A 1,018-nucleotide genomic window follows, 5' to 3' on the forward strand; every position below is an offset into this window, starting at 1 on the left:
ATCTATTAGCTTATAAAACAATGCTTTACAGCATTGTACTAATAGTGTAAAGTTAGTTAATAAAAATTAACTGGTTAAGGAGATTTAACGTGAAGCAGAAACCAATTCTTATTATTGATTCATACGAACAATTAAGAGTAATAAGTGATCCCTTACGCACTAAAATGTTAATGTATTTGGTAGAACAACCTCATACAGGTCATATGTTAGCAGAAGCACTAAACTTATCGAGAGCAAAAATTTTATATCACCTACGTGAGCTCGAAAAATATGGCATCATTCAACTTGTAAACAAAGTTGAAAAAAAAGGAAATATATTAAAATACTATCAAGCTGTAGCAAAAGGTTTTATTCCAGCCGATCATCTTCTTAATTTCATTGAAACTAGTGAATCAACCAGACAGTCTTATTTAGAGGTTTTAAATCGAGCAAAAACTAGGGTCTTAACAGCTCCAGAAAAATCATTTGAATTGAATTCGTCAAGAGTAGAAGAATGGAATAGTCTCTCAATGCAAACTGAATTATTCATAAGTAAGGAGAAATTTTTAGAATTCACTAAAAAATACAGAGAGCTAATCAACGATCTAAAATCCGATCAAACTGAGCAAGAAAAACATAATTATTACTTAATGACTACAGCATTTGAAATTGAAGAAAAATTATTCAAAAATAGGGAATGATACCCTTTTTTTGAATAATTTCAACCTAAAGGGGCGATAAATATGGAAACAGAAAAAGTACTATCTTTAGAAAAAAAGCAAAAAATTAGTTTATTTAAAAATCGCGCTTTTATATTTTTATGGTTAACTAGTTCGGCATCTTTTTTAGCGCTTTCTACATATTTATTTACAGAACAATGGTATATAATAACTGTTCTCCAGCAGGAAAACATTTTGGGTATAGTTATGATGGTGACCATGATCCCCAGAGTTATATTTATGTTTATCGGTGGAGTTTTGGCCGATCGGTTTAGAAGATCAAAAATAATGTTCTTCTCAAGTTTTATAAGGTTTTTATT

1 protein-coding gene and 1 pseudogene are annotated in these 1,018 nt (G+C 29.9%); both read left to right on the forward strand.

All coding sequences use genetic code 11. From position 1 onward, the window contains the following. Positions 1–89 precede the first annotated feature (89 nt). Positions 90–680 carry an ArsR/SmtB family transcription factor gene (locus tag V7014_RS23250; protein WP_335510808.1) on the forward strand — a complete coding sequence of 197 codons (591 nt, stop codon included), beginning with the start codon at positions 90–92 and terminating at the stop codon, positions 678–680. Between the two features lie 42 nt (positions 681–722). Then, a pseudogene (locus V7014_RS23255) lies at positions 723–1,018 on the forward strand (MFS transporter); the annotation flags it as partial.

The organism is Bacillus sp. JJ722 (genome assembly GCF_036963345.1).
Classification (GTDB): Bacteria; Bacillota; Bacilli; order Bacillales; family DSM-1321; genus Bacillus_AD.